Origin of the sequence: Leeia speluncae (assembly GCF_020564625.1) — a bacterium.
GTDB classification, from domain to species: Bacteria; Pseudomonadota; Gammaproteobacteria; order Burkholderiales; family Leeiaceae; genus Leeia; species Leeia speluncae.
This window is the reverse complement of the sequence record NZ_JAJBZT010000010.1, coordinates 51,178-64,060: the sequence shown is the minus strand read 5'-3', so window position 1 is coordinate 64,060 and position 12,883 is coordinate 51,178. Positions and strand designations below refer to the sequence as shown.

At 46.3% G+C, this 12,883-nt stretch carries 16 protein-coding genes; 11 read left to right on the top strand and 5 right to left on the bottom strand.

The annotated features are described in order from the left end of the window. Positions 1-20 precede the first annotated feature (20 nt). The 3 genes from LIN78_RS15235 (at position 21) to LIN78_RS15225 (ending at position 1,450) form a co-directional block, all read left to right on the top strand. Positions 21-734 (top strand): AzlC family ABC transporter permease, encoded by a 714-nt coding sequence (locus LIN78_RS15235; RefSeq protein WP_227181718.1) that lies wholly within the window; start codon positions 21-23, stop codon positions 732-734. After that, the gene (locus LIN78_RS15230; RefSeq protein WP_227181717.1) at positions 724-1,050 is read left to right on the top strand and encodes an AzlD domain-containing protein; all 327 of its coding nucleotides are present in this window, start codon (positions 724-726) and stop codon (positions 1,048-1,050) included. The genes LIN78_RS15235 and LIN78_RS15230 overlap by 11 nt, the downstream gene beginning before the upstream one ends. A gap of 79 nt (positions 1,051-1,129) precedes the next feature. Beyond that, complete coding sequence (locus LIN78_RS15225) at positions 1,130-1,450, top strand: DMT family transporter (RefSeq protein WP_227181716.1); 321 nt, start codon at positions 1,130-1,132, stop codon at positions 1,448-1,450. Between the two features lie 23 nt (positions 1,451-1,473). Here the strand turns inward: LIN78_RS15225 and ygiD are convergent, their stop codons facing one another. The 3 genes from ygiD to LIN78_RS15210 form a co-directional block, all read right to left on the bottom strand. Next, positions 1,474-2,349 (bottom strand): 4,5-DOPA-extradiol-dioxygenase, encoded by an 876-nt coding sequence (gene ygiD / locus LIN78_RS15220; protein ID WP_227181715.1) that lies wholly within the window; start codon positions 2,347-2,349, stop codon positions 1,474-1,476. Positions 2,350-2,354: 5 nt separating this feature from the next. Continuing rightward, positions 2,355-3,056, bottom strand: a complete 702-nt coding sequence (locus tag LIN78_RS15215; protein ID WP_227181714.1) for a DsbA family protein — start codon at positions 3,054-3,056, stop codon at positions 2,355-2,357. Positions 3,057-3,133: 77 nt separating this feature from the next. Beyond that, entirely contained in the window at positions 3,134-3,772 is a 639-nt protein-coding gene (locus LIN78_RS15210; protein ID WP_227181713.1) for an NAD(P)-dependent oxidoreductase, read from the bottom strand. Positions 3,773-3,892: 120 nt separating this feature from the next. Between LIN78_RS15210 and LIN78_RS15205 the strand changes: the two genes are divergently transcribed. Then, entirely contained in the window at positions 3,893-4,789 is an 897-nt protein-coding gene (locus LIN78_RS15205; protein ID WP_227181712.1) for a LysR family transcriptional regulator, read from the top strand. A 3-nt stretch (positions 4,790-4,792) separates the two neighbouring features. Here LIN78_RS15205 and LIN78_RS15200 read toward each other — a convergent pair whose 3' ends face one another. After that, positions 4,793-5,425 (bottom strand): TetR/AcrR family transcriptional regulator, encoded by a 633-nt coding sequence (locus LIN78_RS15200; RefSeq protein ID WP_227181711.1) that lies wholly within the window; start codon positions 5,423-5,425, stop codon positions 4,793-4,795. Positions 5,426-5,601: 176 nt separating this feature from the next. Between LIN78_RS15200 and LIN78_RS15195 the strand changes: the two genes are divergently transcribed. The 7 genes from LIN78_RS15195 to LIN78_RS15165 are packed head-to-tail and all read left to right on the top strand — an operon-like array spanning position 5,602 to position 11,549. Beyond that, positions 5,602-7,083 (top strand): efflux transporter outer membrane subunit, encoded by a 1,482-nt coding sequence (locus LIN78_RS15195; protein ID WP_227181710.1) that lies wholly within the window; start codon positions 5,602-5,604, stop codon positions 7,081-7,083. Then, positions 7,080-8,618: an MFS transporter gene (locus tag LIN78_RS15190; protein ID WP_227181709.1), complete on the top strand. Its 1,539-nt coding sequence runs from the start codon at positions 7,080-7,082 to the stop codon at positions 8,616-8,618. Before LIN78_RS15195 ends, LIN78_RS15190 begins: the two co-directional genes overlap by 4 nt. A gap of 55 nt (positions 8,619-8,673) precedes the next feature. After that, positions 8,674-9,714 (top strand): HlyD family secretion protein, encoded by a 1,041-nt coding sequence (locus LIN78_RS15185; RefSeq protein ID WP_227181708.1) that lies wholly within the window; start codon positions 8,674-8,676, stop codon positions 9,712-9,714. An 8-nt stretch (positions 9,715-9,722) separates the two neighbouring features. Next, positions 9,723-10,172 carry a GlcG/HbpS family heme-binding protein gene (locus LIN78_RS15180; RefSeq protein ID WP_227181707.1) on the top strand — a complete coding sequence of 150 codons (450 nt, stop codon included), beginning with the start codon at positions 9,723-9,725 and terminating at the stop codon, positions 10,170-10,172. Between the two features lie 10 nt (positions 10,173-10,182). Then, entirely contained in the window at positions 10,183-10,920 is a 738-nt protein-coding gene (locus LIN78_RS15175; protein ID WP_227181706.1) for an SDR family oxidoreductase, read from the top strand. A gap of 14 nt (positions 10,921-10,934) precedes the next feature. Continuing rightward, positions 10,935-11,255: a DUF190 domain-containing protein gene (locus tag LIN78_RS15170; protein WP_227181705.1), complete on the top strand. Its 321-nt coding sequence runs from the start codon at positions 10,935-10,937 to the stop codon at positions 11,253-11,255. A 3-nt stretch (positions 11,256-11,258) separates the two neighbouring features. Continuing rightward, positions 11,259-11,549, top strand: a complete 291-nt coding sequence (locus LIN78_RS15165; protein ID WP_227181704.1) for a DUF3861 domain-containing protein — start codon at positions 11,259-11,261, stop codon at positions 11,547-11,549. Between the two features lie 47 nt (positions 11,550-11,596). Here LIN78_RS15165 and LIN78_RS18280 read toward each other — a convergent pair whose 3' ends face one another. Continuing rightward, positions 11,597-12,793, bottom strand: coding sequence for a HoxN/HupN/NixA family nickel/cobalt transporter (locus LIN78_RS18280; protein ID WP_284700261.1), 1,197 nt, complete (start codon positions 12,791-12,793; stop codon positions 11,597-11,599). Positions 12,794-12,883: the final 90 nt, after the last annotated feature.

Sequence of the window (12,883 nt, the reverse complement as noted above, 5' to 3'; positions counted from 1 at the left end):
GCTAATTCGTTTGGCGGCAGATGAACCTTCAGTTTAAAAATGCTTTCCGTGAAGGCATTCAGCAGTATTTTTCCCTCTCTCTTGCGATGATTCCTTGGGCGATGGCGACTGCCATTGCAATGCGTGGCGCGGGGTATTCTACGTTCGAAACCTTTGCGATCAATCTAATTGTCTATGGTGCAACTGCGCAGCTTGGCACAATGCCGCTTGTAATTAGCGGTGCGCCACTTTGGTTAATTGCTATTACGGCGGTGGCGCTTAACCTGCGATTTTTGATTTTTAGCGCGATTATTGCACCTGCGTTTCATGATATGCCAAAGAAACGTCGTTGGTTGGCTGGCTATTTACTGAGCGATGGCGTGGTAGCGGCGTTTAGCAGCAAATTATTGGGTGAAAAAAATCAGGATGTTCGCTGGGGCACCTTCTTAGGCCCATCCACTCTCAATTGGGTGATGTGGCAGCTAAGCACTTGGGTCGGGTTAGTGATTGGTAGCAGCTTACCGCCAGATTTACCCATTGGTTTTATGGCGACCATCGCCCTACTCGCTTTAGTCGTCCCGATGCTGATCAAAGATAAAAGCATTTTGGTAGGTGCTCTAGTGAGCGGAACTCTAGCGGTTTTACTTAGAAACTTTCCATTAAAACTGGGTTTTTTGCTGGCGATTTTAATTGGGATGACTGCTGGCGTGCTTTGGGAAAATTGGCAAACAAGGAAGCCGACAAATGCTGCATGATAAATGGCTACTCTGGACGACAATCATCCTTATTGGTTTAGGCACTTTCTTGCCAAGAAGTAGTTTTATTGTTTTAGGCCAGCGGGCACAATTACCTCGATCTATTCAGCGGGCGTTAAAATTTGCACCGGCCTGTGCGCTAGCCGGTTTGATTCTGCCAGATATTTTACTCTCGCATAATCAGCTAGATTTAGATCCATTTAGCCCCAAAATTATCGCCACGGTGGTGGCAGTAGTGACCATCATGGTTTCACGCAGCCCATGGCTTCCGTTTATTACTGGCATGGTCGCAATTGTATTGGCCGGTTATTTATAAATAAGTATCAACGCGAGGACGACCTCCCCCATTTTGGGTCTATACGTCAGGACGACCTGACATTTTTCAGGATGCGAATATGTCTTGGGTAATGTTATTTTTTGCAGGTCTTTTAGAAGTAGTCTGGGCGTATACCATGAAGTTATCGGGCGGGTTTAGCAAGCCGATTCCTTCTGCAATCACCTTAATTGCCATGATTGGGAGTGTGATTTTGCTTTCATACTCTATGCGCACGCTTCCCCTTGGTACAGCTTATACGGTCTGGACAGGCATTGGTGCGGTAGGTGCATTTATAGCTGGGGTAATTTGGTTGGGAGAGCCATTAACCACCATGCGGATAATGGCTGCTTTATTGATTGTGAGTGGGCTGGTGTTAATGAAACTGTCTGGCTCTCATTAACACGTTGCACGCCACGCCCTACATTAACTAAATAGCACCGATCGCATAGAAAATGCGCCTTCTTGAAAGCCCTCGTAAGGAAAGCTAACTTTATCGGTGCTATTGCTGGCCCCTAGGGTGTACAGCAAGGGCAAGTAATGCTCGATAGTTGGATGAGATAATTGCCAGAGTTGTGCTTGGCGCTTATCCGTTGCGAGTAATTGTCCAAGGTTTCGATGCAATAACCCTTCTTTGGTTAGCTCATCAAATGCTGCCGCCCATTCAAATGGTTTGGATGCCATTCTGTCTTGCGCCATGGGAATGTTATGTACGATATTCCCACTACCCAAAATCAACACACCTTGCTGGCGGAGAGTCTGCAAAGCAGCCCCCACTTGCATATGTTGGACAAGCGTCAAATTGGCATTCATAGAAAGCTGAATCACAGGGATGTTGGCCTTGGGATATAAGTGATGCAGCACCGTCCAAGCACCATGATCTAAGCCCCATTTCGCATCACCTATGACATTCACCGGGGCCATTAATTGTTGAATTTGCTTACCCAATGCAGGCGAGCCCGGTGCGGGGTATTGCATATCAAACAAGGCTTGCGGAAACCCACCAAAATCGTGGATTGTCTCTGGCTTGGCGGAAATCATTACACGGGTATCGTTTCTGACCCAGTGCGCAGAAATCACCACGATTGCATGCGGTGTAGGTAGTTGCTTACCTAGCTTCTGCAAATGGCGCGTGTAGGGATTATCACTAATCGCGTTCATTGGAGAGCCATGCCCGACAAATAAAACCGGCATTTTGACTGGTGTAGCTTGCTTTGTTTTCTCTGCATTGGCTTCTGGAATAAAACCAATGCTGGCCACTAAGCCTGCTAACATCGTTTTTAGATGATCACGACGGTTCATGCCGCTTACTCCGCTACAGGCGTACAACCATCTGGCGAACAGAATGGTAGGTCTGAAGATTCCGCCTTTGCAGGTAATTTGCTAGCCAGCATTGCCAACCATTTATCTACCTGACCAAGGTATTCGCTAACAGGTAGCGCATATATTTCATCGCCAATTTGTAACCCTAAGGTTGGAAAACCTCTTCCACCCAAGCGTTGTAGCCACTGATGTGCTTGGTTAATTTCTTGCACCAGCGCCGTTTCATCTACTTTCGCCATTTCTGCTTCAAATTCAGCACGATCAATCCCTAGCTCAACCGCCAAATCCGCTAGTACAGAAGGATCCATGACTTTTTTAGCTTCCGCATAATGCGCATGTTGAATTCGGTGCTGCATTTCCAATGCTTTCCCACTTAAGCGATCGACAGCAATAATGGCCGCCATGGGGATGGCAGAGTCTAGAATAACCGTAGGGTCATTCAACAAGCCATTAAAGTATTCATCCGAATAAACTTGCCCTGTCATGGCAGCAATCCGTTGATCATGCGGCATGATGTAGCTTTTTAATTTGGACAACTGCTGACGGTTATCGCCAATAAATAAACCACCGGCAAATAGTTTGATTTGCAAATCTGGTAGCTGGCTTGCCGCTTTCATTAGGGGTGCCACTGCATAGCACCAGCCGCACAGGGGATCATGCACGTAAATAAGTGTTTGTTGGGTCATGGTAATTCTTTCTTTTCAAACAACAAAAGCAGACACGTCAATTCGTGCCTGCTTTATCTTGCCCAGCTGAAGCTAGCTTATTGGTAAGCAACGGTGATAATCGTTTTTAAATGCTGCTTAGCCACTAATTCACTAACAAAAGCAATTGCGTAGTCTGGGTAATGAATACGGCTTTCACCCTTTGCATTGGCCAAGAAACGCTTTTCTTGCACAGTAAAGCCCCCTAGTTTTTCACCAGGGCCAATTTCAGCGGCTGGGGAGAAAAATGTCCAGTCTAGATCATTCACCGTTTGTAGGTAATTAAACGCTTTACGGTGCGCTAGCGCGTATGGCTTGTAAGCATCTGGGAAATCTGGCAAATCGACCAACTGCATGCCTGGCGCCACTTCTAAGCTACCTGCCCCACCCACGACGATTAAGCGATTTACACCAGCCACTTTGGCTGCAGCCACTAGTTGTTCTGCCACCAAACCTACAGAATCAATATTATCTAATGCAGGGCCGTAAGCACTAGCCAAAGCATCCGCACCGGCAATTGCAGCCGCAAATGCGGTGGTATCTGCAATATCAACCACTTTAAAGCTAACGCCTGCTAATTCTGCAGGTACTGCTTTTTCTGAGCGAACAATTCCGATGACTTCGTGACCGTTGGCTAATAGCTCTTTTGCGATATGAGAGCCAATATTTCCGGTTGGGGCAACTAACGCGACTTTCATTTGTTTTCCTTCGTGTTCAATTTGGTATGAACGCAGTTTACGCCCAGTATTTGATCGGAAAAACATCATTAACCAGACATATTTGTTGCATAATTCGATCTAATAAACAAAGGAATATAGATGGACAAGATCACGGCCATGAAGGTGTTTGTAGAGGTGGTTAACCAGCAAAGCCAAACAGCGGCGGCAGAAAAGCTAGATATGTCCCGCGCCATGGTCACGCGTTACCTAACAGAGATTGAGTCTTGGCTTGGCACGCGCTTGTTACACCGAACCACCAGAAGACTAAGCCTTACACCTGCAGGTGAAAAAACACTTTCGTATTGTCAGTCTGTTTTACATCAAGTTAATGCACTAGAGTCCGATGCACTTTCTGGGCACGAAGAACCAAGCGGGCTATTACGGCTATCTGCCCCTGTATCGATTGGGCAAACGTATTTTTCTGGTGCCATTGCAGCGTTTTTAAACCGCTACCCAAAAGTAAAAGTAGATCTGCAGTTAGTTGATTATCGGGTGAACTTGGTAGAAGAGCGTATTGATTTAGCCCTGCGTATTACCAACGATCTAGACCCTTCGTTGATTGCCAGAAAACTGGGAGATTGCCACTCTGTCGTGTGCGCATCGCCAGCGTATCTTGCCAAGCATGGATTGCCCAGCACACTTTCTGAATTATCTACGCACAACTGCTTAACCCATTCTTATGTAGGAAAAAGCGAATGGGTATTTTTTAAAAATGGCCAACCGGAAACCGTAGAGGTAAGCGGCAACCTAAGTGCCAATGAAGTGACGGTATTAATGCAAGCCGCGATGAATGGGAATGGCATTGCCATGCTACCAAAGAGCCTAGCCTTCCCCAATTTGAATAAGGGTGAACTAGTCCAAGTATTGCCCGATTACGCCCCGTTTGTGATGGGAATTTATGCGGTTTATAGCTCTCGACAATTTATGCCCACCAGCCTTCGGTGCTTGCTCGATTTCTTAGTCGAATACTTTGGTAGCCGAGCGGAGATTCTCTAAGCCTTATGTGGCAGTTTTTACACCAAACGCAGCCATAAAAGTGGTTACGGCTAATCCAACGTGATAATCAATTTGGGCGGCAGAAGGGGTCGCGCCGGGGTGTGTCAGGGTATCCATTTGCAATTCACCGCGTAGCAAACTAATAAACAAGCCTGCAGCATGATCAATGCCCACTGTTTGCAAATTAAGTTGCCCATCTTTCGCAGCTTCCGCCAAATGATCGGCCAGCACATTCGTCATGGCTTTTGGGCCGGATAAATAAAATGCTCTCGCTAAGGAAGGAAATCTAGGCGCATCCCCCACCGCCACACGAAACAAGGCGATACCGGTCTCTGAAAGAATAATGGTTAAATAAGAAGTACCAATGGCGGTGAGCGTCTGGGCAATATTATCTGGTGTTGGCGCGACATCTTTCACTACCGAGATCATTGCCTGACATTCTCTCTCTATTACCGCCGCAAAAATAGCTTCTTTATTGGCGTAACAACCATACATGGTAGCTTTCGATACCCCTGCTTTTTTTTGAATCATATCCGTGGTGGCAGCACTAAACCCATGAGATAGAAATATCTCGGTCGCCGCATCTAGCACGGTCTGTGCTTTGTCTTTTTTCTCTTTCGTGCAGTTCTCTACCATGCTTTTCTCTATTTTTGGGTATGGCAAACGGCCTATTGCCTTTACCTAGGTTGGTTATTTGGATTTTAACCTAAGTATTTCTAATTTATATGGTTGACTTTATCATCAAATTTTCTTTATAGTACCGATCGGTACAGTAATTAGCAATTGATTTTACACAATTGCAGAAAGCAAAGATGATCTCCATGTGGCACACGGCGCTAAAGCGCCCTATTTCAGTGATAAGTGTGGGATTGGTTAGTTCCTTACTAGCTGCCTGCGCTTCGCAATCGGTAAGCGACATCCTAGAAGCGAATCTTTCCGCTCCTAGTCTTGCGGCCCAACAACGCTATTTAGCAGAACATCCAGAATTAAAAACCACTGCCAAAAAAGCAGCGTGGTGGCACGTCTTTAATGATGAAACCCTTAACCAATTAGTTGATCGTGCAATTCGTCAAAACCTAGATCTCAAGCTAGCTTTTTCCAAAATTGATGAGAGCAGAGCAATTCTTGGCTGGAGGCAATCTGCAAATGAACCACAAGTGGCATTTAATGCAAGTTACGCAAGAGCGGCATTAAGTGAATACAACCCACTGGTAAAACTAGGGGCACCCACTACGCCAACCGATACATGGGCAACTAACTTTAGCGCTAGTTGGGAGTTAGATTTATGGGGCTATAAAGACGCGCTTGAAAAAGCAGCCAATGCACGGCTACTGGCAACAGAATTAGATGCTTACTATGCCCAAACAATTTTAGTTTCTGAATTAACTAAACAATATCAATCGTACCGATGGGTACAAAAACAACTTTCACTACTGAATGAAAAAAGAAAGTTGATTGAAGCGCAATCAAGACTATCGCAAAGCAGAATCCAGAATGGCGTGACAACCAGCCAAGAGCAAGACCAATGGATTGCGGCAAAAGCAGAGCTAACAGCCAGCATTAACAATCTTCAGCATCAAGAAAACCAATACAAAAATGCGCTAACCGCGTTGATTGGAGAGGCTCCGCATTCACTTGACGATCTGCTAATGGCGTCTAGCACCATGTCACAAAGCAGAGAGTTGGCAGTGGGCATTCCTTCAGAATGGGTAAGCAAAAGACCAGATGTTTTACGTGCAGAAGCACAGCTAAGAGCAAGTCTAGCGGATACAGATGCGGCCAATGCAGACTTTTACCCCAGAATTAGTCTCGTAGGAACAGTTGGCGTACAAGCATTCGACCGAACAGATCTAGGCAACTGGAATGCCAGACATTACGCCATTGGGCCGACCTTCCACTTACCAATCTTTGATGGCGGAAGACTAAAAACCAACCTAGCCATTTCTGAAGTTCATCAGAAACAAGCGGCAATCAACTATCAGAAAACGGTGCTTAACGCATGGCATGAAGTAGATGATGCGCTAGATAGTTACCATGTGAGCATTGAAAACCTAAGCACATTAGAAAATAGCCTAGCGGCAAAACAACATGCACTTCAAATGGCAAAACGGAATGTCCAACAAGGTGCGCAGCCCGTTTCTGCCATTTTGAATAGCCAAAATGCGGTACTTGATACCGAGATCTTATTAAATGCAGCCAAGCTGAACCAACAACTCTCAATCAATGCCCTATATCGTGCAATTGGCGGCAGTGTTGCCGGAGAAAACTTGACCACCGCGAAGGTGGCATCATGAATGCCCCTGCGGCAACGCCAACCGCTACTCAGGCACCGCCAGCATTTGGAATTCGATTAGGAAGTGGCTTATTCGGCATTTTATTAGCGGCGATTGTGGCAGGGTTAAACAACCGAGTGCCTAGTTTGTTGCTCGCCGATCTTCAAGGTGCATTTAGCCTATCTAGTGACAAAACGTCGTGGCTCAGCACCATTTATACGGCGGGCGAATTATCGATTATGCCGTTTGCCACGTGGTTTGCGATTACCTTTTCGCTGCGCCGTTTTCATCTGATGATGCTAATTAGCACGATGGTGATTGCGTGTTTTCTCCCATTTACTAGCTCCTACCCATTGTTGTTATTGATGCGAGCGGTTCAGGGCATTACTGCCGGGGCGCTGATTCCGATGTTAATGATGAGCGCGCTACGGTTTCTCCCGCCCAATATCCGGCTTCATGGTTTGGCCTTGTATGCGATGACTGCCACGTTTGCACCAAATGTCGCGCTGTGGGTTGCCTCACTTTGTATGGATAGTGGCAATCATTGGCAATGGATTTATTGGCATATTATCCCGCTGGGTGCGCTTGCTGCGCTACTAGTCTACTGGGGCATTCCCAAAATGCCGTTGGCACTCCCTAGAATCAAACAAGCCAATTGGCTTGGCATGCTATTTGGCATGCCTGGACTATTTTTCCTTGCCATCACGATTGATCAAGGCAACCACCTAGATTGGTGGCGCTCTTCGGTGATCTCGGCCACCGCATTATTAGGCGGCGTATTCCTCGCAATTTTTGTGTTTACCGAATGGTTTCATGAAGCGCCATTTATGCGGTTGCAACTACTTTCCCGCAGAAACCTCGGGCTTGGCTTTATTTTATTCCTTGCACTACTAGTGTTAATGACTACCGCTGTCGGCCTGCCAGCCAATGTGCTGGCTCATTTACATGGATTTAGAGCGGCCCAAACAGATGAAATTGGTTTGGTTGTCGGTTTGCCCCAGCTAATTTTAGGCCCGCTAACCTCCCTACTGTTATATCAAAAATGGGTAGATGCCAGAAAAGTCTTCGCTCTGGGGTTGCTCTTCATGTGTGCTGGCATTTACTGCAACACCTATCTGACTGACGAATGGATGGCGAATGAGTTTCTGCTTTCTGCCTTCTTCCAAGCAATTGGCCAACCGTTAGCCATTATTCCTTTGCTATTTCTGGCAACTAGCGTCGTGCAGCCAATGGAAGGCCCTTCGGTGTCTGGCATTGTGAACATGCTTAGAGGCATTGGCACCTTAGTGGGTGGTGCATTTATTGGCCATTGGTCGAGTAATGGCGCCATTCAGTACGCAGATACATTGCAAGGTGCGAGTGAACAAGCCCAATCTGGCATCAACCCTGTTGCTTCGTTAGTGGGTGTCATTGCAGAGCAAGCTAGCCTATTAACCACGATTGATATTTACCGATTTTTTGCCTTAATGGCGGTGGTAATGGTGCCATTTGTACTGATGTTGCAATACATCCCACCACCAGTAGTTAACGCAGTTCCACCACATAAACCGAATTAAGACATTTCACCCAATTAGTTGAACACGCACATACCGCATTGAAAAGAGAAGTTAGATGACAAATCAACCCCGAGTACGTTGGATAATTGGCACGATTGCCGTCGTTGCTATTGGTGGCGCATGGTGGATATTCAATCACCCAGAGTCTGCCAGCAACCTACAAAAAACCGACGATGCGTTTATTAATGCAGATATCACCAGTATTTCCCCACAGGTATCTGGCGTTATCCAGCAGGTGTTAATTGAAGACAACCAATTGGTTAGCGCTGGTAAACCATTACTTCAAATTGATGATCGCCCATTCAAAATTGCACTACAAACCGCCAATGCACAAGTAATGTCGATTACCGCGCAATTGCACGGACTAAAAGAGCAACTGAATCGGCAAGCTGCCACCATTAACCAAGCCAAAGCAGCGGTAGTTGCAGATGAGGCCAATATTAAACTGGCACTTGCAGATAAAAACCGCTTTACCAATTTAGCGGCCGATGGTGCAGGCTCGTTACAAGCCAAGCAGCAAGCAGAAACTAGCTTTACTATTCAGAATGCCAACCTAAGTAGAGATCAAGCAGGGCTAGCCGCCACGCAAGCGCAACTAGCCATGATTAAAAGTGATATTGAAAAGGCAACTGCTGATCTAGCAGCGGCGAATGCGAAAAAAGATGCGGCTCTGCTGGATTTGTCTTACACGCACCTACAAGCACCAGTAAGTGGTGTGGTCGCTCAAAAAGCAGCGCGGGTTGGAAGCTTTGTGCAAGCAGGTAAGCCACTACTAACGCTTGTCCCGCTAGATGCACTCTATGTGGAAGCCAACTTTAGAGAAACCCAGTTAGCCAATATTCATGTTGGTCAAAAAGTCAGCCTCACCGTTGATGCCCTACCCGGTGAGACACTGTCTGGTAGCGTAGAGAGTATTTCGCCAGCAAGTGGCGTGAGCCTCTCCTCCCTACCCGCGCACAACGCCACCGGTAATTTCACCAAAATTGTTCAGCGTCTGCCTATACGGATTCGTCTAGATAAAAACCAATCTGCACTCGCCAAATTGCGCGTGGGCATGTCGGTTGAACCAACCATCGATGTTTCTGCTACGCGTTAGGATTAATCATGAATCAATATCTCTTCCCAGTTAGTTATAGCATCGAACAGCTCTCATTAGGCGCAGCACAAGCAATTGCGGCAGTCGCACTCGATACCGCACTACAAAATGGATGGCGAATTAGTGTGGCAGTGGTAGATGCTTCTGGCCAACTAATTGCCTTTGCCAAACAAGACGGCGCGATTGGCATTACACCCGACGTTGCGATTGGCAAAGCCAAAACCGCTGCGTTACTAAAATCACCATCAAAGCACTTTGAAGACTTTATCAACCAAGGACAACCCAGCTTTCTATCTACGCCAGGGGTAACCGCGCTAGAAGGAGGGGTACCTATTGAATGGAATGATCAGATTATCGGTGCAGTTGGCGTTAGTGGCGCACATGGCGTGAATGACAGCACCGTTGCCACAATTGCTGCAAATAGTATTTATCAGCTAAACCAACGCGAAATGGAATAGGAGAAACACCATGTCTACCTTTCGAAATCAAACCGTTCTCATTATTGGCGGTAGTTCTGGCATTGGCTTTCATGTAGCAGAAAAAGTAGCGCAACAAGGTGGCAATCTAATTTTAGTTGGACGCAATGCGGATCGTTTAGCGACGGCAAAAGAATCATTGAGTAAGTACATGGGCGAAGTAGACACCTTTATTGCCGATGCTCACGATGAAACCGCAATTACCCAATTATTCGACCAAGTACCCGCTTTTAACCACCTCGTTTCCATGGTAGGTGATGTCATGGGCGGAGGATTTATGACTGCAGAACTATCGGTGATTCGCCATGTGATCGAATCCAAATTCTTTGCTAACGTCAGAATCGCCCAATTGGCAGGTAAGAAGATTCAAGCAAGTGGCAGCATGGTGTTTACATCTGGCACAGGTGGTCGAGCACACCATGCCTGCGCAAGCTATGTAGGCAATATGGGCATTAATGCGCTGGTTGAAGGGCTAGCGGTTGAACTCGCCCCTGCTATCCGTGTAAATGCAGTGTCACCAACGTGGACGGTTACCCCTTTCTGGCGAAACATGCCCGAAGAGCAAAAAGCAGCGACCCAAGCCCATTTCTCTCATCTCATCCCGCTAGGTAGAACCGCCACGATGGATGAACTAGCTGATGGATATATTTTCATGATGCAAAACCAGTTTGTGACAGGTCAACACCTTGCGATCGATGGCGGCATTATGCTTGGTAAGAATGCGATGTAAAGAAAGGAATAACCGTGCAAGGTTATCAACTTAATTTTTATACCCAACAAGATAGAACGCACGCGAATCAGCCCTTAGCGCAATGGATAGTTGAAACAGCTAAAGGATTAGGTCTTCGTGGAGCAACCTTAGTAGGTGGAATAGAAGGTATGGGGCATGATGGCAAAATCCATGCGATCAACCTATTTGATGTCTCCGACCAACCGATTATCGTGACGCTCATTGTGACAGATGAAGAATGTGATCGATTATTTCAGCGGCTAACTGAAGAAAAGGTAAACGTGTTCTACACTAAGTTTGAAGTCACGTTTGGTACGCTATGCGCAAAGGAATAAACCATGAAAAAGCACTTATACGAAATCACCGTGAAGCACCTAACAGATAACCATGGCAACCCTTCAACTTACACAGAACCCGTGAAGTTTGAAGTACAAAACCACGATGATATTTTCAAGGTGATTGCAAAAAGCCAAGAAAAATCTGCGTTACCAGAAGAGTCGATCATTCCGTTTGCTGTGGGGTTAAAACTGTTTGGTGAGGTGATGTTAGAAAATAAAGATAATCCTTTATTCGCAGAGTTTGCCCCTCACTTTGGGGACTTCATGAAAAAACTCAAAGGTAAGTCATAATAAAAAGGGAAACTTTCGTTTCCCTTTTACCTGCCACCTTACCACCTTCAAATTGCCATCGCCCCTTGTACCGCCATAACAAGTGCTAACACCAACATCAGCAAACTAGAAAAGTACGGCATTTTTCTCGCAATATCGCCCAAATTGCCATAGCGTTTGGTAATGCGATTCGCCCCCCATGCGGCAATCACCCCCACACTAATCATTGCAATCGCCAGCCCTAAGCTAAAAGAAGCCACCATAATCGTACCGAGGGTAAATTGCTTCAGATGCAAACACACCATCAAAACGGTAACGGAAGCTGGGCATGGTATTAACCCGCCCGTTAAGCCAAACATGGCAATTTGTGCAGTGGTGACGTCTTTGCCATGAAATCGTTGGTGAATCTCTTCTGCATGTGCACGTTCATGAGCGTCTTGGTAGCCATCTACTGCAGGTAGCTCATCTTTACTGCCGGTTGCCAGATTCGGTTTATTGGTACTAGGACGCATGCCAGCTTTAGCAGTCACCGCCCCCATGCGGTATTGCTTTGCCGGTTTTTCGGTAGGAAGGTCCGCTACTTTTCCCATTAAAAAGGGATATTCATGGGCGTGCCCCTGATGCCCAATTTTTAACCGACCTCTAAACGCAATTGGCAATACAACATCAACCAAGCCAATTAATTCATTATTTGCTGGCTGAAAAGTGATTGGCGACTGTGCACTATTGATGAAGAGAAGCGACATTTCCGCCGTTTCATCTTTAGAGATATTGGCTGGCTTTAAAGATGCAGTCAGTTTTTTAAGGATTAACTTAGTCTGCGCTCCACTCGGTTGTACACAGAGTTCAAAAAGGTCGTGCCCCGTACCGATAATCACCCCACCATTCGGCCCTGCCTTACCAAAGGCTTTCGCCATCAGATTATCTTTTCTGGTGCGCCAGAACATCCAAACCCCGACGATCGCAACAATGACGCCCGATAGTAGCATTAAATACGGTTCTGCTTGCTCCGCAATCATGCTATTTCCTAGCTTCAATGCAGCAAACGCCAACACCCAAACAATAAAAGAATGCGACAGTGCTGCACAAAGTCCCAGCAATACGGCCTGAAGAATTGTCCCTTTTACAGCCACAATAAAGGAAGCCATCATGGTTTTGGAGTGCCCAGGCTCTAGTCCGTGCAAGGCACCCAATAAAATAGCGGTGGGGATAAATAACCAAAGGTTAGTACTACCTTGTTGGATCAGCTCTGCGATTGGCGGCATAGTTTCTACTTTTTTCGTAAAAGATATTTCGTAAATTGACATTCAGTATATACTACCCCCCAGTATATTAATACTAGCGTTCGATTCTAT

Coding starts and splice junctions, on each gene's coding strand:
- LIN78_RS15235 (WP_227181718.1), top strand. CDS start 21: ATGAACCTTCAGTTTAAAAATGCTTTCCGTGAAGGCATTCAGCAGTAT.
- LIN78_RS15230 (WP_227181717.1), top strand. CDS start 724: ATGCTGCATGATAAATGGCTACTCTGGACGACAATCATCCTTATTGGT.
- LIN78_RS15225 (WP_227181716.1), top strand. CDS start 1,130: ATGTCTTGGGTAATGTTATTTTTTGCAGGTCTTTTAGAAGTAGTCTGG.
- ygiD (WP_227181715.1), bottom strand. CDS start 2,349: ATGAACCGTCGTGATCATCTAAAAACGATGTTAGCAGGCTTAGTGGCC.
- LIN78_RS15215 (WP_227181714.1), bottom strand. CDS start 3,056: ATGACCCAACAAACACTTATTTACGTGCATGATCCCCTGTGCGGCTGG.
- LIN78_RS15210 (WP_227181713.1), bottom strand. CDS start 3,772: ATGAAAGTCGCGTTAGTTGCCCCAACCGGAAATATTGGCTCTCATATC.
- LIN78_RS15205 (WP_227181712.1), top strand. CDS start 3,893: ATGGACAAGATCACGGCCATGAAGGTGTTTGTAGAGGTGGTTAACCAG.
- LIN78_RS15200 (WP_227181711.1), bottom strand. CDS start 5,425: ATGGTAGAGAACTGCACGAAAGAGAAAAAAGACAAAGCACAGACCGTG.
- LIN78_RS15195 (WP_227181710.1), top strand. CDS start 5,602: ATGATCTCCATGTGGCACACGGCGCTAAAGCGCCCTATTTCAGTGATA.
- LIN78_RS15190 (WP_227181709.1), top strand. CDS start 7,080: ATGAATGCCCCTGCGGCAACGCCAACCGCTACTCAGGCACCGCCAGCA.
- LIN78_RS15185 (WP_227181708.1), top strand. CDS start 8,674: ATGACAAATCAACCCCGAGTACGTTGGATAATTGGCACGATTGCCGTC.
- LIN78_RS15180 (WP_227181707.1), top strand. CDS start 9,723: ATGAATCAATATCTCTTCCCAGTTAGTTATAGCATCGAACAGCTCTCA.
- LIN78_RS15175 (WP_227181706.1), top strand. CDS start 10,183: ATGTCTACCTTTCGAAATCAAACCGTTCTCATTATTGGCGGTAGTTCT.
- LIN78_RS15165 (WP_227181704.1), top strand. CDS start 11,259: ATGAAAAAGCACTTATACGAAATCACCGTGAAGCACCTAACAGATAAC.
- LIN78_RS18280 (WP_284700261.1), bottom strand. CDS start 12,793: ATGCCGCCAATCGCAGAGCTGATCCAACAAGGTAGTACTAACCTTTGG.